21 protein-coding genes and 1 pseudogene are annotated in these 25739 nt (G+C 67.9%); 10 read left to right on the top strand and 12 right to left on the bottom strand.

Going from position 1 to position 25739, the window contains the following annotated elements:
- Positions 1 to 123: 123 nt before the first annotated feature.
- Positions 124 to 1785: pseudogene (locus tag CQ393_RS00770) on the bottom strand (AarF/UbiB family protein); the annotation flags it as partial.
- Between the two features lie 171 nt (positions 1786 to 1956).
- Between CQ393_RS00770 and CQ393_RS00765 the strand changes: the two are divergent.
- A complete protein-coding gene (locus CQ393_RS00765; protein WP_153189710.1) occupies positions 1957 to 2865 on the top strand; it encodes a DUF808 domain-containing protein in 909 nt (302 codons plus the stop codon).
- Positions 2866 to 2921: 56 nt separating this feature from the next.
- Here the strand turns inward: CQ393_RS00765 and CQ393_RS00760 are convergent, their stop codons facing one another.
- On the bottom strand, positions 2922 to 3287 hold the full coding sequence (locus tag CQ393_RS00760) for a helix-turn-helix transcriptional regulator (protein WP_153189709.1): 366 nt from the start codon (positions 3285 to 3287) through the stop codon (positions 2922 to 2924).
- 287 nt (positions 3288 to 3574) lie between these two features.
- Between CQ393_RS00760 and CQ393_RS00755 the strand changes: the two genes are divergently transcribed.
- The 6 genes from CQ393_RS00755 (at position 3575) to CQ393_RS00730 (ending at position 12468) form a co-directional block, all read left to right on the top strand.
- Positions 3575 to 4840: an HlyD family efflux transporter periplasmic adaptor subunit gene (locus CQ393_RS00755; protein WP_153189708.1), complete on the top strand. Its 1266-nt coding sequence runs from the start codon at positions 3575 to 3577 to the stop codon at positions 4838 to 4840.
- 83 nt (positions 4841 to 4923) lie between these two features.
- Complete coding sequence (locus tag CQ393_RS00750; RefSeq protein ID WP_153189707.1) at positions 4924 to 5133, top strand: hypothetical protein; 210 nt, start codon at positions 4924 to 4926, stop codon at positions 5131 to 5133.
- Between the two features lie 86 nt (positions 5134 to 5219).
- Positions 5220 to 5873 (top strand): type II CAAX endopeptidase family protein, encoded by a 654-nt coding sequence (locus CQ393_RS00745; RefSeq protein ID WP_194269538.1) that lies wholly within the window; start codon positions 5220 to 5222, stop codon positions 5871 to 5873.
- Between the two features lie 85 nt (positions 5874 to 5958).
- Complete coding sequence (locus CQ393_RS00740) at positions 5959 to 8079, top strand: peptidase domain-containing ABC transporter (RefSeq protein WP_153189705.1); 2121 nt, start codon at positions 5959 to 5961, stop codon at positions 8077 to 8079.
- A 326-nt stretch (positions 8080 to 8405) separates the two neighbouring features.
- Positions 8406 to 9272 carry a hypothetical protein gene (locus CQ393_RS00735; RefSeq protein ID WP_153189704.1) on the top strand — a complete coding sequence of 289 codons (867 nt, stop codon included), beginning with the start codon at positions 8406 to 8408 and terminating at the stop codon, positions 9270 to 9272.
- Between the two features lie 448 nt (positions 9273 to 9720).
- Entirely contained in the window at positions 9721 to 12468 is a 2748-nt protein-coding gene (locus CQ393_RS00730) for a pitrilysin family protein (protein WP_228114206.1), read from the top strand.
- A gap of 84 nt (positions 12469 to 12552) precedes the next feature.
- Here the strand turns inward: CQ393_RS00730 and CQ393_RS00725 are convergent, their stop codons facing one another.
- A complete protein-coding gene (locus tag CQ393_RS00725; RefSeq protein WP_153189702.1) occupies positions 12553 to 14109 on the bottom strand; it encodes a GGDEF domain-containing protein in 1557 nt (518 codons plus the stop codon).
- 109 nt (positions 14110 to 14218) lie between these two features.
- On the opposite strand from CQ393_RS00725, the gene CQ393_RS00720 reads away from it, so the two are divergent.
- Entirely contained in the window at positions 14219 to 14851 is a 633-nt protein-coding gene (locus CQ393_RS00720) for an NAD-dependent dehydratase (RefSeq protein WP_153189701.1), read from the top strand.
- Positions 14852 to 14903: 52 nt separating this feature from the next.
- On the opposite strand, the gene CQ393_RS00715 is transcribed toward CQ393_RS00720, so the two are convergent.
- The 8 genes from CQ393_RS00715 to pdhA form a co-directional block, all read right to left on the bottom strand.
- Positions 14904 to 15662: an SDR family oxidoreductase gene (locus CQ393_RS00715; RefSeq protein WP_153189700.1), complete on the bottom strand. Its 759-nt coding sequence runs from the start codon at positions 15660 to 15662 to the stop codon at positions 14904 to 14906.
- A 49-nt stretch (positions 15663 to 15711) separates the two neighbouring features.
- A complete protein-coding gene (locus CQ393_RS00710) occupies positions 15712 to 16098 on the bottom strand; it encodes a VOC family protein (RefSeq protein ID WP_153189699.1) in 387 nt (128 codons plus the stop codon).
- Between the two features lie 30 nt (positions 16099 to 16128).
- On the bottom strand, positions 16129 to 16761 hold the full coding sequence (locus CQ393_RS00705; protein WP_153189698.1) for a DUF998 domain-containing protein: 633 nt from the start codon (positions 16759 to 16761) through the stop codon (positions 16129 to 16131).
- A 31-nt stretch (positions 16762 to 16792) separates the two neighbouring features.
- Positions 16793 to 17131, bottom strand: a complete 339-nt coding sequence (locus tag CQ393_RS00700; protein WP_153189697.1) for a hypothetical protein — start codon at positions 17129 to 17131, stop codon at positions 16793 to 16795.
- Positions 17132 to 17546: 415 nt separating this feature from the next.
- Positions 17547 to 18902: a dihydrolipoamide acetyltransferase family protein gene (locus CQ393_RS00695; RefSeq protein ID WP_153189696.1), complete on the bottom strand. Its 1356-nt coding sequence runs from the start codon at positions 18900 to 18902 to the stop codon at positions 17547 to 17549.
- A gap of 1 nt (position 18903) precedes the next feature.
- Positions 18904 to 19254, bottom strand: coding sequence for an SH3 domain-containing protein (locus tag CQ393_RS00690; RefSeq protein ID WP_153189695.1), 351 nt, complete (start codon positions 19252 to 19254; stop codon positions 18904 to 18906).
- 1 nt (position 19255) lies between these two features.
- Positions 19256 to 20332: an alpha-ketoacid dehydrogenase subunit beta gene (locus tag CQ393_RS00685; RefSeq protein ID WP_153189694.1), complete on the bottom strand. Its 1077-nt coding sequence runs from the start codon at positions 20330 to 20332 to the stop codon at positions 19256 to 19258.
- Positions 20325 to 21413, bottom strand: a complete 1089-nt coding sequence (gene pdhA, locus CQ393_RS00680; RefSeq protein WP_153189693.1) for a pyruvate dehydrogenase (acetyl-transferring) E1 component subunit alpha — start codon at positions 21411 to 21413, stop codon at positions 20325 to 20327. Before pdhA ends, CQ393_RS00685 begins: the two co-directional genes overlap by 8 nt.
- 280 nt (positions 21414 to 21693) lie before the next feature.
- Between pdhA and CQ393_RS00675 the strand changes: the two genes are divergently transcribed.
- The gene (locus CQ393_RS00675; RefSeq protein ID WP_153189692.1) at positions 21694 to 22551 is read left to right on the top strand and encodes a tryptophan 2,3-dioxygenase family protein; all 858 of its coding nucleotides are present in this window, start codon (positions 21694 to 21696) and stop codon (positions 22549 to 22551) included.
- A 546-nt stretch (positions 22552 to 23097) separates the two neighbouring features.
- Here the strand turns inward: CQ393_RS00675 and CQ393_RS00665 are convergent.
- Positions 23098 to 24042: a diguanylate cyclase gene (locus CQ393_RS00665; protein WP_194269537.1), complete on the bottom strand. Its 945-nt coding sequence runs from the start codon at positions 24040 to 24042 to the stop codon at positions 23098 to 23100.
- A 202-nt stretch (positions 24043 to 24244) separates the two neighbouring features.
- Here CQ393_RS00665 and CQ393_RS00660 point away from each other — a divergent pair, with 202 nt between their 5' ends.
- Positions 24245 to 25735: an oligopeptide:H+ symporter gene (locus CQ393_RS00660; RefSeq protein WP_153189690.1), complete on the top strand. Its 1491-nt coding sequence runs from the start codon at positions 24245 to 24247 to the stop codon at positions 25733 to 25735.
- Positions 25736 to 25739: the final 4 nt, after the last annotated feature.

Here is a 25739-nt window from a genome sequence, read left to right as displayed (position 1 = left end):
AGCGCTTTGCCGCGGCGCATTGCGCGCCGCGGCACAGTGGAACGCCGATGCGATGCGACCGCCGGCCCCTGCCGGATATGGCCGGTTCGCGAGGTTGTCCGCCCGCCTGCGGCGGACCCCGCGTCAGCGGTGCCCGCGCTCCTCGCGTGCGCGCGAGCGGGTGCGGCGGTCGAACAGCAGCGCGCTGACGATCAGGCCCAGGCCGATCACCACGCCGACCAGCAACAGCAGCATCGCGAACGCCGGGTAGCCGAACAGCGAGAAACGGGTGGGCACGCGCATCAGCAGCGCCGAGGACAGCAGCAGCGCGGCGGTGATCAGGCCGGCGGCGATGCGGTTGGCGACCTTCTGGATGTTCTCCATCAGCCGCGATTCCTCCAGCCCGGTGACCTTCATCTGCAGGCGGTTCTCGGCGACCAGGCTGAGGATGTCGGACATGCGCCGCGGCCCGGTGCGCAGCAGCTGCTGCAGTTCCATCGCCTCGCTGGCGAGGTTGGCGACCGACAGCGACTTGCCCAGGCGCGCGCGCATCACGTGCTGCAGCTGCTGCTCCACCACGCGGCGTGTATCCATGTCCGGCGCCAGCAGCCGGCACGCGCCCTCCAGGTTGAGCAGGGCCTTGCCCAGCAGGCTCAGTTCCGGCGGCGTGCGCAGGTCGCAGGCGGTGGCGATGCGCACGATCTCCAGCACCACGCGGCCTTCGGACAGGGTGCCGTTGGCGGCGTAGCGGGCGATCATCTGCCCGGTCAGGCGCAGGTAGCGCTCCTCATCGTAGTCCTCCAGGCGCGTGCTGATGCCGATGATCTCGTCGGCCACTTCCTCGCCGCGCCCGTCCACCGCGGCGAACAACACCTTGAGCAGGCGCTCGCGCAGGCGCGGCGGCACGTGCGCGACCATGCCCAGGTCGAACACCGCCAGGCGCTGGTCGTCGGTCACGCGCAGGTTGCCCGGGTGCGGATCGGCGTGGATCTCGCCGTGCACGAAGATCTGGTCCAGGTAGCCGCGCACCAGCGCCGCGGCCAGCGGCAGCATCGACTGCTCGGTGCGCCGCACCGGCGGGATCGCGTCCACGCGCACGCCGTGCACCAGTTCCATGGTCAGCACCCGCCGCCGGCACAGGTCCCACAGCGGCTGCGGCACCCACAGTTCCGGATACGGCGCCAAGTGCTGGCCGAAACGCGCCAGGTTCGCCGCTTCGGCCTCGTAGTCCAGCTCCATGCGCAGGGTCGTGGCGAACTCGTCCAGCCAGTCGGCGAAGCGCACGCGGCGGCCGACGCGGGTCAGGTGGTCGGCGGCGCTGGCGAAGCTGCGCAGCACCGCGATGTCCGAGCGCAGCTGCGCGGGGACATCGGGCTTCTGCACCTTGATCGCCACCTCGCGGCCGTCGTGGAGCACGGCGCGGTGCACCTGGGCGATGGACGCGCAGCCCAGCGGCTCGGGATCGAACAGCGCGAACAGCTTGTTGACCGGCGCGCCCAGTTCCTCCTCGATCACCTCGCGTATCTGCTCCACCGGGATGGGCGCGACCTGCTCCTGCATGCGTTCCAGCGCGGCGACGTACTCGGGCGGGATCATGTCCGGGCGCGTGGACAGGATCTGGCCGAGCTTGACGAAGGTGGTGCCCAGCGCTTCCAGGTCGCGCACGAACTGGGCCGGGTCGGCGTCCTCGGGGATCTTGGTATTGCGCGGCATCTCGCCGTCCAGCTGCAGCCCGGAGAAGACGCCCGAATTGCGGTAGCGCAGCAGCAGCTTCAGGATCTGCTGGCGCCGGCTCATGCCGCCAACGGTCGTGGGCGCGGCCTGTTCGTGTTTCGCAGCAGTCAAGACACTCTCCCCACCTGGCATGATCGGGCAGTGTCGCCGCCGGCCGGTGGTCGAGGAGTGAACGCGCACGCCCATGTCGCGACGGCCCGCGATGCGGGACAATCCGCGCGTTCTCCCTACCCACGGTGCCCCATGGCTGGAGCCGGCCTGTTCGCCCTGCTCGACGACATCGCGACCCTGCTCGACGACGTTTCCATCCTGACCAAGGTCGCGGCCAAGAAGACCGCCGGCGTGCTCGGCGACGACCTGGCGCTCAACGCGCAGCAGGTCACCGGCGTCAGCGCCGCGCGCGAACTGCCGGTGGTATGGGCGGTAGCCAAGGGCTCGCTGCTCAACAAGGCGATCCTGGTGCCCGCGGCGCTGGCGATCAGCGCATGGCTGCCCTGGGCGATCACGCCGTTGATGATGCTCGGCGGCGCTTTCCTCTGCTACGAGGGCGTGGAGAAACTGGCGCACAAGTTCCTCCACGGCAAGGAGGACGAACAACGGCACGCGCAGCGCGTGCAGGCGCTGGCCGATGCCGATGTGGACATGGTCGCCTGGGAAAAGGACAAGGTGCGCGGCGCGGTCCGCACCGACTTCATCCTCTCGGCCGAGATCATCGTGCTGTCGCTGGGCGTGGTGGCGCACGTGCCGTTCCTGCAGCGCGTGCTGGTGCTGGCGGCCATCGCGCTGGCGATGACCGCCTTCGTCTACGGGCTGGTGGCCGGCATCGTCAAGCTCGACGACATCGGCCTGTGGCTGCTGCGCCGCGGCCGCGCCGCCGCCGCGCTGGGCCGGGCGATCCTGCGCGCGATGCCGTGGCTGATGCGCGGCCTGTCGATCGCCGGCACCGCGGCGATGTTCCTGGTCGGCGGCGGCATCCTCGTGCACGCGATACCGGCCCTGCACCACCTCGTGGTGGGCTGGATCCCATCGCCGTCCTGGGAGATGGCGGCCAATGCGCTGGGCAGCGTGGTGGTGGGCCTCCTCGCTGGCGCCCTGGTGCTCGCAGCGGTGACCGGGGTGCAGCGCCTGCGCGGTGGCAGGCCGGCGCATTGAGCATCACGCTTCGCATCTGCAGGATTGCGTAGGACGCCGGGTTTCGCCGGTGCTTCTCACATGCGCGCCGTCGCGCGCGCCTCCAGCATCTGCAGCACCATCCTGCGCGTGGCCGAGCGGGCATGACGGAACGCGTGCAGCAGGCTGCGCTCGACGGGATCGTCGACCAGTTCGGCATCGGCAGCCGGCGTCCAGTCCTCGCACAGCGAAGGTTCGCCCCGGCCCGTCGCCAGCCATTCGTATGAGACCTCGGTGGCCAGCGCGATGGCGATCAAACGCGCGCTGCTGGGTGAAATGCCGGTAACGCTTTCCCAGTTGCCGACCGCGCTGCGGCTGACCCGCAGCTCCGCGGCCAGTTCGCCTTGCGTCATCTTCTTCCGTTGCCGCGCCATGCGGATTCTTATTCCCAGGCTTCCCGCCATTTCACTTCCTTCCCCCTACAGGAACGCAGCCATTATAGGCATGGCCGGGATGTGGCCGCCTCATGAATGCTCACGCCCGATTCCACGAGGGCATGTCGCCAGGTCGAATATTCATGTCAGCGATACTGGCGCATTTGGTCATTAATGCTGACAGCCGCCTCATAAACCCAGCCGTGCCTGGTTGAGAGAGCGAATGTGCCATTGAATGTGGCGTGCATGGGGGCTTGTCGCGTCGTGGTGGATAGGAAAAAGTCATTCCCGTCCGATGACGAACGCATGGGGATGCAATGTCGCAACCGTTGTTCCGCGATGAAGTGCTCAAGGCCCGCCGCACCAGCTGGCTGGGCGGCATTTCGTTGGCGCAACCGCTGCGGCTGTGGGTGTTGACCGGGCTGGCGGTAATGGCTGCTTTCGTCATCGTGCTGTTCGTTACCTTGGGTACCTATACCCGTCGTTCCACTGTTACCGGGCAACTGGTGCCGATGAAAGGGTTGGCGACGGTCGTGGCTCCCGCCAGTGGCGTGGTAACGCGGCTGGATGTCCCGGAAGGCGGACAGGTCGCGGCCGGCGGCACGCTTGCCCTGGTCTCCGTGCCGCGTGCCACCCAGGACAGCGGCGATACACAAATGGCGTTGGAACAACGCCTGCAACAACGACAGGATGGTTTGCTCGCCACGCAACAGGCCCAGCACGCGCAGTTGCAGGCGCAGGCGCAAGGCATCGCCAGCCAACTGGCGAATGCGCAGCGCGAACTGGCGCAGGTGGAGGCGGAAGTGATCACCCGCCAGCAGCAGATCCGTATCGCCAGCGAAACCCTCGAACGCCTGCGCCGACTCGAGGGCGGCCAGTTCGTGAGCGTGCTGCAGATCAAGCAGCAGGAAGCGCTGGTGCTGGACTACACCGGGCAGATGCAGACCCTGCAGCGGCAAGCCATCGGCACCCGCCGGCTGATGGCGCAACTGCAACAAGCCCAACGCGAACTGCCGGGCCAGCAGCAGGCCAGCGATGCCGGCTACCAGCGCGATCTGGCGCAGCTGGAACAGGAACGGGTGCAGATGCAGGCCAATAGTGCGCTGCTGGTGAAGGCGCCGGTAAGCGGTGTGGTCGCCACGCAGATCGTCAAGCCGGGGCAGGCGGTACAAGCCGGCCAGACGCTGCTGAGCCTGCTGCCGGGCGACGGAAAGCTGGAGGCCGAGCTGCTGGTGCCCAGCCGCGCCATAGGCTTCATCGCCCCCGGCGATACCGTGCTGCTGCGCTACCAGGCGTTTCCGTACCAGAAATTTGGTCACCAGGAGGGGCGGGTGGCGCGCATCAGCCGCAGCGCATTGAGCAGTGGCGAGCTGGGGACGTTGATAGGCAATGCCCAGCAGGGCGAACCGTATTACCGCATCACCGTGGCGCTGGCGCAGCAGGCCATCACCGCCTATGGCAAGCCTGAGCCGCTCAAGCCCGGCATGCTGCTGGATGCCGATGTGATGGGCGAACGGCGCAGGTTGATCGAGTGGATTTTCGAGCCGTTGTATTCATTGACTGGTAAGGTGGGGAACACCTGACCTTGCCGGAGTAAAAGGATTGCTGGGTGTATACCCGGCCCTACGGCACAGGGTATGTGCTAGCGAAGCAAAGGAGAAATAGCATGCGTGAACTTGCTACGGCGGAAGTTTTGCTGGTTTCGGGCGGTCAGAAAGCTGCCCCTTCGACGGTGGAGGGATGTGGCCCGGTCCGAGAATACGATGTGATCGATTGCCCTCAGAGCTCTCTGGGGCAGATGGCGAACGACATCGCGAACGGTGTTGGACAGCTGGCTGAAGAGGTCATCGACTTCGTAGGTGGCTTCTTCGACTGATCGGTCCGGCAAGTGTGCGTCGCTGCGTCATGGCGGCGCACACTCTAATTGCGTATATGGGTAGATGTCAGGAATCGAGCTGCACGATGAGTGATACGCGCGTGAAGCATCTGGTGGCAACACTGGCATTTTTTTTTGCAGTAATTTTTATTTCAGGGATCGTCATGATCTTGGCATCAAGGGTGATCCGCGATGCCAGTGTCTTCTGGGCGCTGAAGCAAGCGGTTCCTTCAATGATACTTGCGTCATTCCTTGCGGCTGCGGTATCTATCTTCGATAGGCTCAAGATTCCATATGTTCCTGTTGTCGAGCGCATCCCTGGGGCTGGAAGTGTGTTCATGCTCGCATTGCTGGGGGTCGCCCTGTTTGTGTTCAGTGCGTTGATCAAGTACGCGAGCGACGGGTATTTTCCAAATAACAATGTCTATGCTGAAATTCCTCGGGCGCGCTTCTTTCCTTATTTTTTCTTGACCATATTTTTCACCGGTGTGATTCAGCCGGTTCTTGAGGAGGTGATATTCAGGGGTAGGATCTTTCCGGTCGCCAGGAATGTATTGGGAGTGGTGGCTTCTATTGCACTTGTTTCTATGCTTTTTTCACTTCTTCACTATTCAAATCTGTACTCCAGTTTCGCTTTTTCGATCGCCATGTGTATTCTAGCTTTACGTCATGGTATTCGTGCCTGTATGGTTGCGCACATTGCATATAATATTGCTTCGATTCTCGTGGATGCATTTTGATCGGGATATGGATGCCGAATGTGACGATGGGAGGTGCGTGTAAGTTGGGTGAGATCAACCTTGCGACATGCAGTGAGTTTCAAGCATGAGGCCGATCCTGCAGCCCGAGGCGGCCGAGTGCGGACTGGCCTCTCTGGCAATGGTCGTCTCCACTCACGGCCTACATATCGGCTTGCCGGAATTGCGTCGCCGCTTCCCGTTGTCGCTCAAGGGCGCCAAGCTTTCCCACCTGATCCAGATTGCCCAGCAATTGGGCTTTTCCACCCGTCCGCTACGGCTGGAAATGGAGGATTTTGGCAAGCTCAAGCTGCCCTGCGTCCTGCATTGGGATCTGAACCACTTCGTCGTACTGGCCAAAGTCGGCCGCAGCAAGGTCACGATTCTCGACCCGGCCATCGGCGAACGGGTGCTGTCGCTGGCCGAGGTTTCCGAACATTTCACCGGCGTGGCGCTGGAACTGTCGCCGACTGCCGACTTCAAGCCACAGAAGGCGGAGCCTGCGATCACCGCGCGGCAGTTGACCGGCCCGGTACGGGGACTGTGGCGCGCGCTGGGGCAGATCCTGCTGCTGTCGGTGGCCTTGCAGGTATTCGTGGTGCTGGCCCCGTTCTTCATGCAGTGGGTGGTGGACCAGGTACTGGTCTCGGCCGACCGCGACCTGCTTACCGTATTGGGGTTGGGCTTCGGCTTGGCATTGCTGCTGCAGATTGGCATCGGCCTGCTGCGCGGCGTAGCGTTGGTGCATCTGTCATCGCGCCTAGGCCTGCAATGGATGGGAAATGTGTTCGCGCATCTGCTCAAGCTGCCGCTAGATTTCTTCGAGAAGCGCCATCTGGGCGACGTGACCTCCCGCCTGTCCTCGGTTCAGGCCATCCAGCGCACGCTGACCACCAGCTTCGTGGAAGCCCTGATCGATGGCCTGATGGCGGTGGTCACGCTGGGCCTGATGCTGGTCTACAGCTGGAAACTTGCGTTGGTGACTCTGTTGGCCGTGGTCTTGTATGCAGTTATCCGCGCGTTGGCCTACCGCCCGCTACGTGATGGCACCGAGCAGCAACTGGTGGCAGGGGCAAAGCAGCAGACGCACCTGTTGGAATCCTTGCGTGGCATGCAGAGCGTTAAGGTCGCCGGCGAGGAATCGCGGCGGCGAAGCACCTACGACAACCTGATGGTGGAGACCGTCAACAAGGAAGTACGACTGGCCCACCTTGGGCTGGGCTTCAACGGTGCCAGCCAGTTGGTGTTCGGTATCGAGCGCATCGCGGTGATCTGGATCGGCGCGGTGCTGGCGCTGGGCAATGTGTTTTCGGTGGGCATGCTGATCGCCTACCTGGCCTACAAGGACCAGTTCGCCGGGCGCATGAGTTCGCTGATCGACAAGTGGGTGGAGTTCCGCATGCTGCGGCTGCACGGCGAACGCCTGGCCGATATCGTGCTTACGCCGCCGGAGGACGACCACGCGTTGCCGGAGGCGCTGCCGCCGCAGGACGTGCGCATAGAGGTGCGCAACCTGTCCTTCCGCTATGCCGAGGGCGAGCCGTGGGTGCTGCGCGATTGCAGTTTCAGCGTCACGCCGGGCGAGTCGGTGGCGATCATCGGTGCGTCCGGGTGTGGCAAGACCACGCTGGTCAAGCTGCTGCTGGGCCTGCTCAAGCCCAGCGAAGGCAGCATCCACGTCGGCGGTCACGACCTGCACAGGCTCGGCGCGCGCAACGTGCGCGCCATCGTTGGCGCGGTGATGCAGGACGATCAGCTGTTCGCCGGCAGCATCGCCGACAACATCGGTTTCTTCGATCCCGAGTTCGATCTTGAGCGTGTCGAGCAGGCGGCGCGGCTGGCAGCGGTGCACGACGATATCGCTGCGATGCCGATGGGTTACCACGGCCTGATCGGCGATATGGGAAGTTCGCTCTCCGGTGGGCAGAAGCAGCGCATCATCCTGGCGCGCGCGCTGTACCGGCAGCCGAAACTTTTGTTCCTGGACGAGGCGACCAGCCACCTGGACGTGGGCAACGAGCAACTGGTCAATGCGGCGATCCGGCGCCTGGACGTCACCCGCGTGATCGTCGCGCATCGCCCGGAAACCATCGCCAGCGCCGATCGCGTGCTGGTGATGGAACAGGGCAGGATCGTGCAGGAGCTGCGTCCGCAGACTCCGCGGAGCGCCGAGGTGGAGGAACCCGAAGCAGCAGCGATGCCGGCGTAGCAGGGCGCATCCGTGCATGAAGATGACGATGCCTCATGTACACATGCCTGCCTGCAATGGCTGCGGCCGGATGGCGGGGCGTCTGTATGCCTTTGAGGTAGGCGAACGTCAGACAAGGGGAAATGATGCTGACGCCATCGCGTTATTCGTCAACTTGAACATCTTGAAACGGCACGAGTAATTTGAAAAAAAGCGTGCCGAATAAAGTTGGGGGATCAGTGGCATTGATGGAAGTAGGGGCTGATTACCGCGGGAGCGGCTGGCGACTGATTGGTCAGGGTTGAGGAAGCCTGCGCGATCCAGAAATGACGAGGATGTGGATGGGTATGAAATTTTTGCGCTCTAGGGAGATGCGCCGCATGATGGCGTTGTTCGCCCCTTTTTTATTCTTATGGATGGAAGGGGCGAGTGGCGCGGGTATTGATGGCGAGGGCGTGATTGACGTGCCGGGGAGAATGCTGATCGGGGTGGGACGAGGTGGAGAGAAGCTTCTATTGAGGATCTATGTGGGTGTTGAGTCGGGAGGGAGGACATATAGTGCGCTGTTGGACACCGGGGCGGCTGAGTATCTCGGCGTCGATGAGTTGCCAGAGGTCGGCGGGTGTTACATAAAAGTTGGAACATGGGTTCTGGACTGGATCTGTCCTAGTGAGATGGATGGTATTCAAGGCGTGGATGGTTTTGGCGGCAATGCGATACTTGGATTGCCCGCATTGAAGAGCCTGGGGCGAGTCTTTGTGGATGCGGGAGAAAGCCGGGTCCAAGTAGGAGGTGCGGGCAGTGGTGGGGATGTTGTGTTGAAATTGATTGAAGGGGGGCGCCGATTAGGGGTCAGAGTTAGCGTATCAGGCAAGGAGTTGTTGTTGCTTCTGGATACAGGGTGGGCCGGAACCGTTGTTGTTGGAGAGCCGGAGTTATGCGCCGATGAAGCAAAGCCTGGCTTTAAGAAGCGAGGGACTTTATATGGAAGCCGGTGGGTAAGTTATGCGGAGTGCAGTTTTTATTGGGATGGAAAGCGGGTAATTGGCGGGCTGGTTGATGCGCGGGAATATATGAGTGTTTTTCCAGGGGTTGGGGATATGGCGAAGCCGGGGTTTGTGGGATATGAAGGAGTGGTTGGCATGGGGTTCTTTGGCGGATTCTCAGAATTTGATATCGATCTAAATTCAATGGAGTTGAGGTTGGGGCACTAGTGGAGTAGCCGCAATCAGAAGCGACGGAATGCAGAGCTGCACGCATTGCAATGCGCTGGCTCGTCAAGGTTGTTATGCCGTTGTTATGCCCAACTGGCCGTGCCATGGGATCTCTCTGACCTGTTACCCAAGGACGTGGTTTATCCGTGATTGAGAGCGGTTGCAGGACGGCATGGGCTTGTTTCACGTCCATTGCGATTGGAGTGATCAGCTTTTCGCCAGCAGCGTCGGCTTCTTCGACCCGAGGGCTGCGACCGGATGGCGAGGCGTCTGTATGCCTTTGAGGCAGGCGAGCGATGAGATCAGGCGATGCTGTCAGTTCCGACAGTTGCGCATACGTGCGCGTTCCGGCTCAAATCGTCGGGTTTGCGGCGTATGTGCGCCGCGCAGTGAGTGCCGGCGGAGTGCAGGCTGGCGTGTTGTACCGAATATCAGACAAGGGGAAATGATGCTGAAGCTGTCTTCCTGCGCCCTGGGCGTAGCGCTTTCGTTCGCGTTGATGCCGGCGGCGTACGCCAAGGACGCACCCGCGGCGCTGCCGCGCGCCGTGACGGCCGGGCCGTGTGTCGAGGGCATCTGCGAGTACCGCCTGCCCAATGGCCTGCGGGTGCTGCTGTTCCCCGACGCGAGCAAGCCCACCGTCACCGTCAACCTGGTCTACGGCGTGGGCTCGATGCAGGAGAACTACGGCGAGACCGGCATGGCGCACCTGCTGGAGCACCTGCTGTTCAAGGGCACGCCGAAGCATCCGGACATCCCCGGCGAGATGCAGCAGCGCGGCGTGAGCAAGAACGCCACCACCTCGCTGGACCGCACCAACTACTTCGCTTCGTTCCCGGCCAACGACGACACACTGGACTGGCTGCTGGGGCTGGAAGCGGACCGCATGGTCAATTCCAAGGTCGCCAAGGCCGACCTGGACAGCGAGATGACCGTCGTCCGCAACGAGATGGAAGCCGGCGACAACAATCCCGCCGGCGTGCTGATGAAGCGCATGCGTTCGGTCGCCTACGACTGGCACAACTACGCCAACCTGCCCATCGGCGCGCGGTCGGACGTGGAGAATGTGCCGATCGGCAACCTGCAGGCGTTCTACCGCACCTGGTACCAGCCGGACAACGCGCTGCTGATCGTGGCCGGCCGCATCGACGCCGACAAGGCGCTGGCGCGCGTCGCCGCGCACTTCGGGCCGCTGAAGAAGCCGGCGCGCGTGCTGCCGGCATTCCATACCGTCGAACCGACCCAGGACGGCGAACGCGAGGTGACGGTGCGCCGCAGCGGCGACCTGTCGCTGGTGGCCGCCACCTACCATGTCCCGGCGCTGGCGCAGGCCGACAGCGCGGCGCTGGCGGTGCTGGGCAATGTGCTCGGGCATACGCCCAGCGGGCGCCTGCACAAGGCGCTGGTGGAAACCAAGCTGGCGGCGGGTGCGGGGGCCGGCGGCGGCAGCATGCGCGACCCGGGGCTGTTCAACGTGATCGCCGTGCTGCCCAAGGACGGTGACGCCGCCAGGGCCGAGGCCGAACTGCTCCGGCAGGCCGAGGCTGTCGTGGCGCGGCCGGTGACCGGGGAGGAGGTGGAGGCCGCGAAACAGCGCATCGCCAACGACCAGGAGAACCTGCTCAACAACGTCAACGCGGTGGCGATGGCGTTGTCGGAGTACCAGGCGGCGGGCGACTGGCGCCTGCTGTTCGTGCAGCGCGACGCCATCGCCAGGGTGACGGCCGCCGACGTCAACCGGGTGGCCGCGGCCTACCTGAAGCCGAGCAACCGCACGCTGGGCCGGTTCGTGCCCACCGATGCGCCGGACCGCGCCGAGATTCCTGCCGCACCGGCGATCGCCAGCGTGGTCGAGGGCTACACCGGCCGGGCGGCGGTCGAGGCGGGCGAGACGTTCGAGGCGACGCCGCAGAACATCGCCGCGCGCACGCAGACGTTCACGCTGGGCGATGGCCTGAAGGTGTCGCTGCTGCCGCGCCGGACCCGCGGGCAGACGGTCACGGTCAATGCCAGTTTCGAGTTCGGCAACGAACAGGCCGTCACCGGGCGCGATACCGCCGCGCAGTGGGTGGGGTCGATGCTGCTGCGCGGCGCCGCCGGGCAGAGCTACGAGCAGCTCGTCGCCCGTTTCGATGCGCTCAAGACCCAGGCGTCCATCGGCGGCAGCCTGCAGGGCGCGCAGATCCGCCTCGCCGGCAAGCGCGAAACCCTGGCCGAGGCGCTGGCGCTGGCCGCGCAGGTGCTGCGCCAGCCGGACTTCCCGCAGGACCAGTTCGAGCAGTTGCGCCTGCAGACCATCACCGGCATCGAGGCGCAGCGCAAGGAGCCGGGCATGCTGGCGTCGATGGCGATGGCTGCCTACTTCGATCCGTGGCCGGCGGGCCATCCGCTGCATGCCGATTCGCTGGACGAGTCGCTGGCCAAGCTCAAGGCGCTGACGCTGGAGGACCTGCGCGCCTGGCACCGCGATTTCTACGGTACCGCCAGCGGCCAGATCAGCGTGGTGGGCGATTTCGATCCCGAAGCGGTGAAGGCGCAGCTGCAGGCGCTGTTCGCCGGCTGGAAGTCGCCGGTGGCCTATGCGCCCATCGCCACCGGCTACCAGCCGCGCGCCGCGCACCGCGAGAGCTTCGCCACGCCGGACAAGCCCAACGCGGTGCTGCTGGCGCGGCAGAACGTATCGCTCAACGTGGCCGACGCCGACATGCCGGCGCTGAGCATCGCCGTGGACATCCTCGGCGGCGATCCGCTCAAGTCGCGCCTGGCCGACCGCATCCGCCAGCGCGAGGGCCTGAGCTACGGCGTGAGCGCCGGCCTGCGCGCGGACGACAGCCGCATCGGCCGCGACGACAACGGCAGCCTTACCGTGCAGGCCATCGCCGCGCCGGAGAACATGGGCAAGGTCGAGGCCGCGCTGCGCGAGGAACTGGCGCGGCTGGTGGCCGATGGCGTGACCGCACAGGAAGTGCGCGATGCCGTGGCCGCGCGCATCGTGCAGCGCGAACAGTCGCGCGCCAGCGATGGCGCGGTGGCCGGCCTGCTGCAGGGCCTGCTCGATTACGACCGCACCATGTCGTTCGTGATCGAACGCGATGCGGCCTACCAGGCGCTGACGGTCGAGCAGGTCAACGCCGCCATCCGCACGCACCTCAAGCCGGACAGCCTGAGCGTGTTCGTGGCCGGCGACTTCAAGTAAGCGGAGGCCGGGGCGGCCATGTGCCGCCCCGGTCGTATCGATGCATGCGCGCCCGCATCGCCCCGGGCAGCGCCGGCGCCGGTGCTAGTCGGCGTTGCCTACCCGGTCGCGGCCGGCCTGCTTGGCCGCATAGAGCGCGCGGTCGGCGCGCTGCAGCAGGGCGTCGGCGGATTCGCCCGCGCGCCACTGCGCGACGCCGGCGCTGAAGCGCACGTGCACGCGCTGGCCGTCGTGCAGGAACGGCCGGTGGGCCAGGGCTTCCTGCAGCCGGCGCAGCTGCGCGTCCGCCTGTTCCTGCGGCATGCCGGGCAGGATCAGCACGAACTCGTCGCCGCCCAGGCGCGCCACGTGGCCGTGGCTGCCCAGCCGCGTCTGCGCGGTCGCCACCAGGTGACGCAGGGCGTGGTCGCCGCCGGCGTGGCCGTAATCGGCATTGGTCTGGCTGAAGTGGTCCAGGTCCAGCATGGCGATGCTGAGCAGCGCCTGCGCGCTGCCCATCGCATCGGCAAGCTGCTCTTCCAGTCCGCGCCGGTTCAGCGCCCCGGTCAGCGGATCGGTGCGCAGCTGGCTGCCGGCTTCCTCCAGTTCGCGTTCGAGCTGCTGCACGCGCTGTTCCGCGGCCAGCGCCTCGGCGCGCGCGCTGGCCAGGCGGTCGCGCGCGCGCAGTGCCTGCGCCTGCACGCGCGCGGTGTCCTGCAGCACGTTCTGCAGCAGCTGGCCGAGGTCGGCCAGGCTGCGCGCCTGGCGCACGGCGACCGCATAGCTGGCGACGCGGTCGTGGTATTCGCCGGTTTCCGAGGCCATGCCCTCGACCTGCTCGACGAAGTCGACCATCAGCTCCTTCATCGCCTCCTTGGATTCCTCGATGCCCTGCCTGAGCACGCCCTGGCGGTAGATCACTTCGCGCAGGTCGTTGCGGGTGCGCTCCAGCGAGGTGCGGTCCAGCGGCCCGGACAGCATCCGCCGCACGTTGCCGATCTGGCCGTGCAGCCAGCTGCCGCCGTCGATCAGTTCGGCGATGTTCTGCAGCAGCAGGTCGAACAGGTTCAGCAGCATGTCGTGCTGTTCGTGCAGCACGTCGTTGCGCACGCCGACCTGGTGACAGAGCTCGCGCAGGTGCTGCTCCACCGGTTCCAGCGATTGCCCGGACCGCCAGCCGCGCAGTTCCTCGCCCATGCGCCGCGCCTGCGTTTCCAGTTCCGGTGCCTGCTGCAGCAGGCTGGACAGCACCGCGCCGAGGGTATTGCGCAGCATGTCGCGCAGGCGCTCGGCCTCGCTGTTGCCGTCGGGCACCGGTTCCAGGTCGATGGTGCGGATGTACTTGTCGATCAGCTGGCGCAGCAGGCGCCCGTAGCGTTCCCACTCCTGGCGGTCGTGCGCGCTCTGCAGCAGGCGGCCGAGGTCGCCGAGTTCGCCGGGCAGGGTGGACATGCCCTGCGCGAAGGCATGCAGCAGCGCCTCCGGCCCGTGGGCGCCGCCGAACACGCGCTGCCGCGGCGCCGCGCCGTGTCCTTGGGCGGCCTTTGCCGGTGCCGGCGCCGCGGGAGCGGAGGCCGGCGCTTCGGCCATGGCCTGGCGGCGTGACAGGATGCGCCCCAGTGCGGCAGGCTTGGGCGGCGGTGCGTCGGTGCTGTCGGCCATCGCGGGCGGTTCCGGGCGGGAGGTGCGGCCGGGCCGCGGGCAGGGATCGATGCCCCCATTATCGGCATGGCGGATGCCGGCTTGAACAGCCGGGCGAAGGAGGAATGGGATGCGCGTACTGCTGGCCGGGTCGACAGGACTGGTTGGATCGCGGGTGCTGCAGCGGCTGCTGGCCGACGCGCGCTGCACGGCGGTCGTCGCCCCGGTCCGGAGGCCGCTGGCGCTGCGGGACGCGCGCCTGCTCGCGCCGGTACTGGATTTCGACCGTCTGCCGGAAGACGCGCCGTGGTGGCGGGTGGACGCGGCGATCTGCGCCTTGGGCTCGACCCTGCGCCAGGCCGGTTCGCGCGAGGCCTTCCAGCGCATCGACCACGGCTATCCGCTCGCCATCGCGCGCGCCGTGCGCGCACATGGCTGCACGGTGTTCGCGCTGAACTCGGCGATGGGCGCCAATCCGCGGTCGTGGTTCTTCTACAACCGGGTCAAGGGCGGCCTGGAGCGCGACCTGCGCGCGCTGGGCTTTCCCTCGCTGGCGCTGGTGCGGCCGGGACTGATCGGCGGCGAACGCGCCGAACCGCGGCCTGGCGAGCACGCTGCCGCGCGGGTGCTGGGCGCGCTGGCGCCGGTGCTGCCGAAGGCGTGGCGCATCAATCCGGCCGGGCGCATCGCCGATGCGCTGGTGGAGGCGGCGCTGGCGCCGCAGCCGGGCGTGAGCACGATCGGATCGGCGCAACTGGCATAGACCGCAGCGCGCTCCAGCTTGCGGCGCACGCAAGGCGCCGACGGCAGGCCGCTCAGGCCGGCAGCGACTGGCCGCCATCCACGGCCAGTACCTGCCCGGTGATCCAGCGCGCGGCGGGCGAACACAGGAACACCGCGGCCGCGGCCACGTCCGCGGCGTCGCCGAAGCCGCCGAACGGAATCCGCTCGCGGATGCGCGCGTACAGCGCCGGCTCGGAAGTGCGGCGCTGGTCCCACAAGCCGCCGGGGAACTCGATGGAACCCGGGGCGATGGCGTTGACGCGGATGCGTTCGCGCGCCAGTTCGGTGGCCAGGGTGACGGTGTAGTAGTCCAGCGCCGCCTTGGCGGTGGAATAGGCGGCCGCGCGCGGCGTCGGCACGCGGCCGTTGATCGAGCTGACGTTGAGGATGGCCGGCGCCGCGCTGCGCCGCAGGTGCGGCAAGGCGAAGCGGTTGGTGCGCACCGCGGCCATCAGGTCGATGTCGAAGCCGGCCTGCCAGCTGGCGTCGTCGTTGCCGTTGCCGAAACCGGAGGCATTGTTGACGACGATGTCGATGCCGCCCAGCGCGTCCGCCGCCGCCGCGACCCAGGCCTCGATCCGCGCCGGATCGGCCAGATCGCAGGCCTGCACGTGCACCTGGGCGCCGGCGGCTTCCAGTGTTTCCCGCGCGCGTTGCAGGCCATCGGCGCCACGCGCGCACAGGCTCAGGCGGGCGCCGTGCCGCGCGAACGCGGCGGCGATGGCCAGGCCGATGCCGCGGCTGCCGCCGGCGATCAGGACGCGGGCATCGCCCAGGTCGGGAGCAGGCATGGGGTGTCTCCGCGGGAACAGGCGGGCATTGTCGCGCAATCGCCGCCGCTTACTCCCAGGTCGTGGCGGGCCGTCCGTCGTCGGGTTGCTTCATGCGCACGACGCAGAAACGGTGGCCGGTAGGCGCTTCCATCACCCACCAGCGCTTGACGAAGCCGATGCGGCGCGCGCCCAGCGCTTCGAGCCGGTCGGCCTCGGCGTCGATATCGTCGGCCTCGATGTCCAGGTGCACGCGCGAAGCATGGCCGACGCGCTGTACCTCGACGTGCAGCCCGCCCGGCGCATCGAGCAGCTCGGCGTACTGCGCGCCATCGGTGTCGGTCTCGGCCGGGCGCGACGGCAGGCCGAGCGCCGCGCTCCAGAACGCGGCGGCGGTGTCGCCGTCGGTGTCCTGGCAATCGATGATGAAGCCGGCCAGGCGGCTGCGATGGGCCATGGGCGCGCTCCTGCGGTGGGAACGGCGAGCTTACGTCCGCGCCGCCGAAGCGCGTGTGCACGACTCGCCACGCGCCGCTCCGCCGAGGCGCCATGCGGCGACGCACAGCGCGCCGTAGACCAGCCATTCGGCCAGCCGCTGCAGCAGGCCGCGCCAAGGCGCCAGTTCCGGTGTGGCCATCAGTACGAACAGCAGCAGCCATGCCGCCGCCAGCGCGATCCACAGCAGGCGGAAGCCGCTGCGCAGGCGTGGCGCGGTCGCCAACAACAGCAGGCCCAGCGCGGTTCCGCCGTAGGTGAACACGCCCAGCAGCGTATGCAGCTGCTGGCTGATGCTGCCGCCCGGCGGGCAGCCGAGGTCGCAGGGCGCCAGCGCCGAACCGATCCAGGCCAGCGGTTCGCACAGCAGCAGCCAGTAACCAAGCCGGCTGGCGCCGCCGACCGGCGCGAAGCGCGCGGTGGCGGCCAGCAGCCACGCGGCAATCAGCCCCACCGGTACGAAGCCGGCCACGCTGATCAGCCGCGCATGTGCGCTGCCGCTGGCACCCAGTTCGCTGATGTATTGCGCCGCGTGCGAATAGCCCGGTTTCAGAAGCGCACCGCCGAACAGCATGCCGAGGTAGGCGAGCGCGAATAGCACGACGATCCGGCGGGGATGGCCCATGGTGGCGAGGTCCTGGCCGCGCGGCGCCGGTTCAGCGCGGCCCGCTGGCGAGGAACAGTTCGACCTTGCCGCAGGACGGACAGGCGTGCAGGTCGAATTCCTCGCGGTTGACCAGCAGTTCGCCGATACCGCCCAACAGGAACGGCATGGCCTGCGAGCCCTCGTGGAAGCGCTTGCGGCCGGCGAACACCATGGAGGTGCCGGGGCAGCGCAGGCAGTCGAGCAGGCGCGGCGGCCAGGTCTGCGGATCGGCGTTGTCGGGCCGGAAGGCCGGGTCCGCGCTGCCGTCGGCGCGCGTACCGCATTTCCAGCATTGCTCGAAACCGTCCTCGTTGCTTTCCTTGCAGGTCGTACAGATCCAGTGGGTCATGGCGGTAGTGGAGAGAGGCGATTGCGCATCGTAGCGTGGCGGGGCTTCGCCGTGATGGCCGGCGCGCGGAAGATCGGCCCGGCGCGCTTCCCGGCCGGCGCCGGGCGACGCGCACGGCACCGGATACGATGGAACGCGGCGACGCCTGGAGCGAATCCCGACATCGACTGTCGATGGCCCGCAGGGTTGCCGCTACGGAGGGTGGCAACAAAGGAATCGCCCGGAGCGACTCCTGACGTCGCTTGTCGATGGCTCGCAGGGTTGTCGCCACGGATGGGGCAACAAAGGAATCGCTCGGAGCGATTCCTGACGCCGCTTGTCGATGGCCCGCAGGTTGCCGCCACGAATGGCGCAACAAAAAAAGCCCGCATCGCTGCGGGCTCAAGTCTTGCTGCAAAACATCTGCCGCCGGCGGTCAGTTCGGCCTGGCGAGGTCGTCGATCAGCACGCGTAGGAAGCGCGCGGCCTCGCCACCGGTGCAGGCGCGGTGGTCGAAGGTGACCGACAGCGGGATGACCTTGTGCGTTTCCACGCCGCCCATCACCGGCGTCACCTGGAAGCGGGCGCGGCCGGCGGCGACGATGGCCACGCACGGCGGCACCACCACCGGGGTGGCGTAGCGGCCGGCGAACATGCCGAAGTTGGACAGGCTGATGGTGTAGCCGCCCAGTTCCGAGGGCGCGATGCTGCGGTCCTCCACCTGCTGGCGCAGGCGGTTGATGCCCTCGCGCACGCCGCGCGCGTCGAGCATGTCGGCGTTGCGCAGCGCCGGCACGAACAGGCCGTCGTCGGTGTCCACGGCGATGCCGATGTCCACCTGCGCGTGCAGGGTGCGGGTGAGGTTGTCGCCGTCGAACCAGGCGTTCATCGCCGGCACCGCCTGGCAGGCGGCCACGATCGCGCGCACCAGGCGCGAGGTCATGTCGTTGCCCGGCGCCCAGGCATGGATGTCGGCGTCGTCGGTGAGCGTGGTCGGCACGACCTTGCTGTGCGCGTCGGCCATCACCCGCGCCATGTTGCGGCGCACGCCCTTGAGCGGTTCCGGCTGGCCCTTGGCGACCACGCCCGGGGGCGCGGTGCGCATCGGCTTGCCGGCGGCCGAAAGCGGCGTGCGCGCGGCTTCGGCGCGCACGGCCGGCGCCGGCGCGGCGGCCGCCTGCGGAGCGGCGGCGGGTGCGGCGCCGGGGCGTGTGGTACCCGCGGCGGCGGCCTGCTTGACGTCGTTCATCGTCACCGCGCCATCGGCGCCGGTGGCGCGCACCAGCGCCAGGTCCACGCCCAGCTTGCGCGCCATCGCGCGCACCGCAGGCATCGCCTTGACGCCGCCCACGGCCACGGCCTGCTCGGTATGCACGGCATTGGAGCTGACCATCGCGCCGACCACGGTGCCTTCGTCGGCGCGTTCGGCCGCGGTGGCGGCCGGCGCCGGGGCGGGAGCCGCCGCGGGCGCAGGTGCCGGCGCGGCCGGGGCAGCGGCGCCGTGGTGGTGGCCGGTGTCCTGGCCTTCGGCGCGCTGCGGCAGGTTCGGGTCGATCTCGAACTGGGCCAGCATGTGCCCGGTCACCACGATGTCGCCGGCGGCGCCGGCCCGCTTCAGCACCTTGCCGGAGACCGGCGAGGGCACTTCCACCACGGCCTTGGCGGTCTCCATCGACACCAGCGGCTCGTCCAGCTTGATCACGTCGCCTTCCTTGACGAACCACTCCACGATGGTCGCGTCCGGCAGGCCTTCGCCCAGGTCGGGCAGGTTGAAGTTCTTGGTCTGGCTCATTTCAGGGGGTTTCTTCCAGTAGTTCCAGGTCGCGTGCCGGCAGCCAGCCGAGCGCGCCGTTGGCGCGTTCGGCCCACCACCAGCCACCGTGTTCGTGATGCAGCCGCACCCTCTCGCCGCTGTCCACGTCCAGCTCCTGCGCGGAGTAGTCGCGCAGCGCCTCGGCGCGGCCGTCGCCGAGCACGCGCAGCCACGCCACCGGCGCCCAGCCGGCGCGGTTGTCGGCGGTGCGCACCCAGGCGAAATCCGGCCATTCCTCGTCGCGCACGCCGAGCTGGACGATCTCGCCGGCGCGGAACCGCAAGGGCACCGGGTACTGGCTGCGGTAGGCGTTGAGCAGTCGCGCGCGCATGTCAGCCCGCCGCCACCGCGCGTTTTGCCGCCGCCACGATCCGCTCCACGCTCGGCAGGTACTTCATTTCCAGGCGGAACAGCGGGATGTGGGTGTCGTAGCCGGTGACGCGCTCGACCGGCGCCAGCAGGTCGTACATCGACTCCTCGGCCAGGCGCGCGGCGATCTCGGCGCCGAAGCCGGCGGTCTTGGGCGCTTCCTGCACGATCACGCAGCGGCCGGTCTTGGCCACCGATTCGGCGATGGTGGCGAAGTCCAGCGGGCGCAGCGTGGCCACGTCGATGACCTCGGCGCTGATGCCTTCGCCGGCCAGCTTGTCGGCCGCTTCCAGCGCTTCCTTCACCTGCGCGCCCCAGGTAACCAGGGTCACGTCGGTGCCGTCGCGCAGCACGAAGCACACGTCCAGCGGCAGCGCCTCGCCGTCGTTGGCGACTACTTCCTTGTACTGGCGGTAGATGCGCTTGGGCTCCATGTAGATCACCGGATCCGGCTCGCGGATCGCGGCCAGCAGCAGGCCGTAGGCGCGCTGCGGGCTGGACGGCAGCACCACGCGCAGGCCCGGCACGTTGGTGAAGATGGCCTCGTTGGCCTCGCTGTGGTGTTCCGGCGCGCGGATGCCGCCGCCCCACGGCACGCGCAGCACCATCGGGCAGTGCAGGCGGCCACGGGTGCGGTTACGCAGGCGCGCGGCGTGGCAGATGATGTGGTCGACCATCGGGTAGACGAAGCCGTCGAACTGGGCCTCGGCCACCGGCTTCATGCCCTGCGCGGCCAAGCCGACGGACAGGCCGGCGATGGTGGTCTCGTCCAGCGGGGTGTCGAGCACGCGCTGCGCGCCGAACCGCTGCTGCAGCCCGGCGGTGGCGCGGAATACGCCGCCGTTGACGCCTACGTCCTCGCCCAGCACCAGCACCGACGGGTCGTGCTGCATCTCCCAGGCCAGCGCCTGGGTGACGGCTTCGATCAGGGTGATGGGGGTGGCGGTCATGGTGTTCTCTCCGCTGGCGCCTGCCGCGCCGTGGTCGCTGACGAGGTCGTGGCCGGCGTGCAGGCCGGTGCTGCGCTTGATGTCATCCATGGCGCTGCTCCAGGGCGATGGCGGCGGCGCGCTGGGCCAGCAGGTCCGGCGGCGGGTCGGCGTACAGGTAGTCGAACATGGCTTCCACCGGCTGCACCGGGCAGTTGAGGTAGGCGTTGACCTCCTCGTCCACGCGCGCGCCGCATTCGGCGATCCAGTTCTTCTCTTCTTCCTCGCTCCACACGCCCTGCGCGGTCAGGTATTTGCGCAGGCGGATCAGCGGCTCCTTCAACCACGCCGCCTTGACCTCGGCGTCGTCGCGGTAGCGGCGCGCGTCGTCGGCGGTGGTGTGGTCGGACAGGCGGTAGGTGAGGAACTCCAGCACCGTGCCGCCCTTGCCGGACAGGGCACGCTCGCGCGCCTGTTCCATCGCCGCCAGCACCGCGATCAGGTCGTTGCCGTCCACCTGCAGGCAGAACAGGCCGCCGGCCAGGCCCTTCTGGGCGAGGGTTTCGGCGCCGGTCTGGGCCGCGCGCGGCACCGAGATCGCCCAGCCGTTGTTGACCACGCACAGGATCAGCGGCAGCTGGTAGGCGCCGGCCGAGTTCACCGCGGCGTAGAAGTCGGTCTTGGAGCTGCCGCCGTCGCCGCACACGCTCACCGCCACCTGCGGCTTGCCCTGAAGCTTGAACGACAGCGCCGAGCCGGCCGCGTGCAGGCACTGGGTCGCGATCGGCACGCAGATCGGGAAGTCGCGCACCGCGTCGCTGCCGCGGTCGTAGTCGCTGCCGCGCTCGTCGCCGCCCCAGTACATCAGCACGTCGCGCGGGCGCACGCCGCGCATGAACATGGCGCCGTACTCGCGGTAGCTGGGGGCGAACACGTCGCCGGGCTTCATGGCTGCGCCGATGCCGACGTGGGCCGCTTCATGGCCCAGGCAGGAGGCGAAGGTGCCGAGCTTGCCGGTGCGCTGCAGCGCCACGGCCTTGGTGTCGAACACCCGGGTGGCCAGCATCTGCCGGAACAGGGGCAGCAGCGCGCGCGCATCGCGCAGCGACGGCGGCAGGTCGTCGCGGACCAGGGTGCCGTCGGCATCCAGGTACTGCAGGTAGTCGATGTGGAACTGGGCGGAAACCGTCATTGCAGCAACACCTTGGACAGATGGTTTCAAATGATAGGAATTGCGCATGGTAAGGAATCGGGCCGGAAAAGCCGTCCTGCGCCGCAGCACGAATTTCCGCGCGGCGGTCCGCGCCCGGCCCGAAGGGCACATGGATGCAGCGCATTCAGCCGGCCGCGGCGGCCATGGACGGATTGTCGCGCCGGTCGCGCCGGCAAGTGTTCGCATTCCGTTTGCGCGGGAGCGGCGGCGGCCCGCCGCGCTGCGTTACCCTTTGCGCCCCTCGCAGATGGCAAGGCCGATGACCGTAGAACAGAACCAGCGTGAGCTCGAAGCCGGTATCCATACCGACCTGCACGGCAGGCTCACCTATGGCGGCTACCTCTGCCTGGACCAGCTGTTGTCGGCGCAGCAGCCGCTGTCCCCCCCGCCGCACCATGACGAGATGCTGTTCATCATCCAGCACCAGACCTCGGAGCTGTGGCTGAAGCTGCTCGACCATGAACTGCGCGCGGCCATGGGCTTCCTGCAGCGCGACCAGGTCTGGCAGTGCCGCAAGGTGCTGGCGCGCAGCAAGCAGGTGCTGCGCCAGCTGACCGAGCAGTGGTCGGTGCTGGAGACTCTGACCCCGTCGGAGTACATGGGCTTCCGCGACGTGCTCGGCCCGTCCTCGGGCTTCCAGTCGCTGCAGTACCGCTGCATCGAGTTCCTGCTGGGCAACAAGAACGCGGACATGCTGCTGGTGTTCGGGCACGACCCGGCCGGGCAGGCGAAGCTGCGCCAGGCGCTGGAGGCGCCGAGCCTGTACGAGGAGTTCCTGCGCTACCTGGCGCGTTTCGGCCACGCCGTCCCGCCCACCTACGAGGGCCACGACTGGACCCTGCCGCACGTCAGCGACCCGGCGCTGCGCCCGGTGTTCGAGAACATCTACCGCGACACCGACCGCTACTGGCGCGAGTACTCGCTGTGCGAGGACCTGGTGGACCTGGAGAGCCAGTTCCAGCTGTGGCGCTTCCGCCACATGCGCACGGTGATGCGGATCATCGGCTTCAAGCGCGGCACCGGCGGTTCCAGCGGCGTGGGCTTCCTCAAGCAGGCGCTGGAACTGACCTTCTTCCCGGAGCTGTTCGAGGTGCGCACCAGCATCGGCGTGGCATAGGCCGCCGGACCGCGGTGTGCATCGACGCCCCTCTCCCGGGGTGAGGGGTTGAGGGGTGAGGGCAAAGCCTGGCGATGCCCCGCGTAGAAACTCTCGCTGGGCGCGCTGCTCGACGCCACTACCACCGTACTCGAACGCAACGGCGCGGCCGGGCTGCGCCTGGACGCGCTGACCAACCGTATCGGCACGCAGCTCGACCTGCACAGCCTGCGCATCCCGCTCGGGGGTTCCGACCCGGCCGGCGCCTGCTTCTTCGAGGCGGCGGCATGCGCGGCGGCCATCGAGACGCCCAGCAGCGCATTGGCGCCCAGGCGGCCCTTGGCCTGTTCGCGGTGACGTCCGATCGTTTCTTCGGGCGCATGGCGACACGTTTGTCATCGCGGCCGCGATGCGCCCTCGCGGTACGGTCGCGTTCCTGCGTTGTCCGCCGTGCATCCCCGCCCACGCCGGCCCCTCCGGGTCGCTTCGCCATCCCGTCCCGCTGGCCGGTGCGCCGCAACCGCCGCTTCCCGCGCCTTCCACGCGGCTCCAGACGGGAAGGAACGCTCAGCCCGCAGGCTCCAGCTCGCCGATCACCGTGCAGTTGCGGCCGGCGTGCTTGGCCCGGTACAGCGCGCGGTCCACGGCATGCAGCTGTTCGCGTGGCAGGCGCGCCTGCCGCACGGCGATGACGCCGGCCGAAAAACCGGGCGTCAGCCGGGCGCCGGTGGTGGGCAGTTCGATTTCCGGCATGCCGGCGCGGATGCGCGCCAGCAGGGCGTCGGCCTGCGCCGCGTCGGTGTCGGGCAGGACCAGTAGGAATTCCTCGCCGCCGTAGCGGCCGAAGAAGTCCGCCGGCCGCAACCGCGACTGCGCGTGGCGCACGAACCGCCGCAGCACCTCGTCGCCGGCGTCGTGGCCGTGGCCGTCGTTGATCAGCTTGAAATGGTCCAGATCCAGCAGCACCAGCGCGTAGCCGCGCCCTTCCGCGGGCAGGCGGACGCAGGCGTCCTCGAGCGCGGCGAGGATGCCGCGCCGGTTCAGGGTGCCGGTCAGCTCGTCGGTGCGGGCCACGCGCAGGGCGATGTCGCGGTCCAGCCGCGCCTGCCGCTCCTGCCCGGCGTGCGCCGAATAGGTCACGTCGGCGGCGATGGTCAGCATCCAGCCGTCGGCCTCGATGACCTCGGTGATCCACAGCCAGCGGCCGTCCTTCAGGTCCACCTCGAACGCACGGAACGGCTGCTTGCCGCGCCGCGACAGGGCGGCGGTCAGCCATTTCTCGAAATCGTCGGTGTGGGCGAGGGGGCCGCCGGGGTTGTGCTGGTTGCCGCGCATCATCTGCGCCCAGCCCACCGCCTGGCCGGGCTCGACGCCGAAGGTCCGGCGGAAGGCCGGGTTGGCGTACCGCAGCACGTCGCCGGCGTCGAACAGCGCCACCAGCAGGCCGCTGCCGGCCAGCAGGTCCAGCAGGCGCACGCCGTGAATGCCCAGCCGGCCCGCGTCGTCGTCCATCCCTGCCCCGTCCTGCGTCGTCTGCCCGACACGATACCGCGAGCGGCCGCGCGCCGGCAGGGCCGGCGGCCGCCGGGCATGGAATGGTTGCAGATGAGCGAAATTTGACGCCGGGCCGGGCCGTCGGTGATCCTCCCCGCGCCCCGGCCCGCGCCGGGGTCCCGCTTTTTTCACCGTATCTGCCTTACTGGGGGAACCCCGCATGAGCGCTGCCGCGCCGAATTCCGCATCCACCCCGGCGCCCGTGCCGGAGTTCAAGAACCTCCTCGGTCACCCGCGTCCGCTGTGGATGCTGTTCATGACCGAATTCTGGGAGCGCTTCGCGTTCTACGGCATCCGCTGGGCACTGGCGCTGTACATCGTGGCCCAGTTCTCCGAGAGCCAGGCCGGGGCCAGCAAGCTCTACGGCGCCTACCTGGCGCTGGTCTACGCGGCGGCGCTGTTCGGCGGCTTCGTCGCCGACCGCATCATCGGCTACCAGCGCTCGATCCTGATCGGCGCGGCGGTGATGTCGCTGGGCCTGTTCCTGATCGCCATCCCCGACGACCGGGTGTTCCGCATCGGCCTGGCCACGATCATCGCCGGCAACGGCCTGTTCAAGCCCAACATCTCCAGCATGGTCGGGCAGCTGTACGGGATCAACGACTCCCGCCGCGACTCGGGTTTCACCATCTTCTACATGGGCATCAACGCCGGCGCGCTGGTCGCCCCGGTGCTGACCGGCATCTTCGCCGACAAACTGTTCGGCACCGAGGCCATGCCGGCCTACAAGTACGTGTTCATCGCCTCGGGCGTCGGCATGCTGATCAGCCTGGTGTGGTTCTGGATCGGCCGCCGCCAGCTCGGCACCATCGGCGCCGCGCCGGCCGGAGCCGGCATCGGCCGCACCATCGCAGTGCTGATCGGCGCGCTGGTCGCCGTGCCGGTGGCCTATGGCCTGCTGTCGATCGACGCCGGCATCCTGGGCTGGATCCTCGGTGCGCTGTTCACCGTGCTGTGCGTGATGATCCTGGTCGAGGGCGTGCGCGAGGGCAAGATCGCGCGCGACCGCTCCATCGCCATGCTGATCATCTTCGTGTTCAACGTGCTGTTCTTCATGTTCTTCGAACAGGCCGGCAGCTCGTTCAACTTCCTGGCGCAGAACATCGTCAACCGCGACCTGTCCGGCTGGATGTTCCCGGTGGGCTGGTTCCAGTCGGTGAACTCGGTGGCCATCCTGGCGCTGGGGCCGGTGTTCGTGTGGCTGTGGACGGCGCTGGGTTCGCGCAACCCGTCGATCCCGCGCAAGTTCGGCCTGGGCCTGATCTTCAACGGCCTGGCCTTCGCGCTGCTGATGTACGCGCTGTCCTCGCTGGTCGACGACGCCGGCAAGATCCCGTTCTGGACCCTGTTCATGGTCTACGTGATCCAGACCGTCGGCGAGCTGTGCCTGTCGCCGATCGGCCTGTCGATGACCACCAAGCTGGCCCCGGTCAAGGTCGTCGGCCTGGCGATGGGCGGCTGGTTCCTGTCCACCGCCATCGGCAACAACCTGTCGGGCATCTTCGCCGCGGTGGTCAGCGGCGAAAGCGGCATGACCGTCGAATCGGCCCTGAAGGGCTATACGTTCGGTTTCTGGTCGCTGCTGGGCGCCGGCGTGCTGCTGTTCCTGATCGCGCCGCTGGTGCAGAAGCTGATGCACGGCGTGAAGTGAGGAA

Origin of the sequence: Stenotrophomonas sp. MYb238 (assembly GCF_009496535.1) — a bacterium.
GTDB lineage: Bacteria > Pseudomonadota > Gammaproteobacteria > Xanthomonadales > Xanthomonadaceae > Stenotrophomonas.
This window is presented reverse-complemented; position numbering and strand designations above follow the sequence as displayed.